The sequence below is a fragment of the Curtobacterium oceanosedimentum genome, assembly GCF_040545555.1.
Classification (GTDB): domain Bacteria; phylum Actinomycetota; class Actinomycetes; order Actinomycetales; family Microbacteriaceae; genus Curtobacterium.
Window position 1 is genome coordinate 1 of the sequence record NZ_JBEPMD010000028.1, and the last position, 1,420, is coordinate 1,420.

Annotated in this window: 3 protein-coding genes; all 3 read right to left on the minus strand. The window is 71.3% G+C overall.

Annotation, left to right across the window (positions count from 1 at the left end):
* Positions 1-443 (minus strand): hypothetical protein (locus tag ABIC52_RS16185; protein WP_354027816.1); only part of this gene is annotated, 443 nt, incomplete at its 3' end.
* Positions 440-1,015 carry a DUF6286 domain-containing protein gene (locus tag ABIC52_RS16190; RefSeq protein ID WP_354027817.1) on the minus strand — a complete coding sequence of 192 codons (576 nt, stop codon included), beginning with the start codon at positions 1,013-1,015 and terminating at the stop codon, positions 440-442. The genes ABIC52_RS16190 and ABIC52_RS16185, both read right to left, overlap by 4 nt.
* Before the next feature lie 12 nt (positions 1,016-1,027).
* A partial coding sequence (locus ABIC52_RS16195) for a hypothetical protein (RefSeq protein ID WP_354027818.1) occupies positions 1,028-1,420 on the minus strand: 393 nt, incomplete at its 5' end.

Genomic DNA, 1,420 nt, shown 5'->3' on the forward strand with positions numbered 1-1,420 from the left:
AGGACGGTGACCGCGTCACCGCCGCGGCGGACGTGGACCTTGATGCGTGCGGCGCGGGTCTTCTTCACCAGGTACGTGTCGACCTTGGAGCCGACGATGTCGTGGATGCCGGTGAGTTCGTGGTCGATGACGTCCCGCACGAGCGCGACGTTCACGGTGACCTGGTCCTCGCCGGAGCGTTCCCGGACCGCGACACTGGTGCCGCCGCCACCGCGGGTGGCGATCACGATCACCGCGAGGACGATGACCACCGCGCAGACCCCGGCGATGATCCACAGTGCCTCGTCGGGGACGGTGACCTGTTCCGGCAGGGTGATGACCTGTCGGAGGGCGTCGCGGACGGGTTGCAGGACCCCGGCGCCGATGGTGACCCCGACGATGATGCCGATCAGGCCGATCAGGAACAGCAGGACCCGGTTGACGCCGCGGTTGGTGGTGGTCATGCCAGGGTTCCCTTCTGTTCCACGGTGACCTGCACGGACGTGCCGTGCTTGCCGCCGAGCCGGCTGAGCCGGTCCTGCACGGCGTCCTCGACGGCGCTGGCGTCGACGGGGATGCCGGACAGGGGCACCACGTGCACCTGGGTGCGGTGCCCCCGAGCCGACGCGCTCGTGTTGGCTTCCGGGACGCCTGCTGCCAGGGCTGCGGCGTTGGCGGCGGTGGAGGCCAGGATGCGGGTGTCGATCACGACCGCACCGCGGTCACGGTCGATCCCGGAGCGGGGCTGCCGGCCGGGCTTCAGGGCGAGGACGATCAGGATGATGCCGAGGATCACCAGGGCAGCGGCGATGACCTCGGCGATGGTGGTGAACGCGGCGTCGGGCTTGAGGGCGGTGTCGGCCACGGTCTGCGGGTCCGCCAGCAGCGGCTGCTGCCCGGTGGCCTTCAGGACCGCTTCGGTACCGACCCACGCCGCGACCAACGCGACGACGACCAGGGTGATCGCGACCGCGGTGGACCGGGACCGGTGGATGCTGCGACGACGCAGCCGCTTCTCGAGCTGTTCGGTGCTCATGCTTGCCTCCTCCTACCGGACCCGGCCCTCGTGCACACGCACGATCCCGGTCAGTTCGATGTGGGTCCGACCCACGCGACGTCCCGACAACTCGCCCACCCTGCGGCCCACCGCTTCGGCGGCCGCGGAGGCCGCCCCGACGATGTCGGCTCGTTCACGGATGGGTCCCGTGACGTCGAGAGCGATGGACCCCCGGTCGTCGTCGAGTCCCACCCGCAGGCGCTTCGCGGGCACGCCCAGCTGTTCGGCCGCGGCTGCCCGCGCCAGCGCCGTCAGCGCTCGTGCGGTGATCTCGACGCGGCCCGGGACGGCAGTCGCGTCGACTCCTACCGGGCCGGCGCTCACCGGGAGCTCCGGCGTCCGGTCAGCACGTCGGTCAGGGCACCACGATCGATCTTGCCCGTC

Excerpts from the sequence above, each read along its gene's own strand:
- ABIC52_RS16190 (WP_354027817.1), bottom strand. The coding sequence starts at position 1,015 with ATGAGCACCGAACAGCTCGAGAAGCGGCTGCGTCGTCGCAGCATCCAC.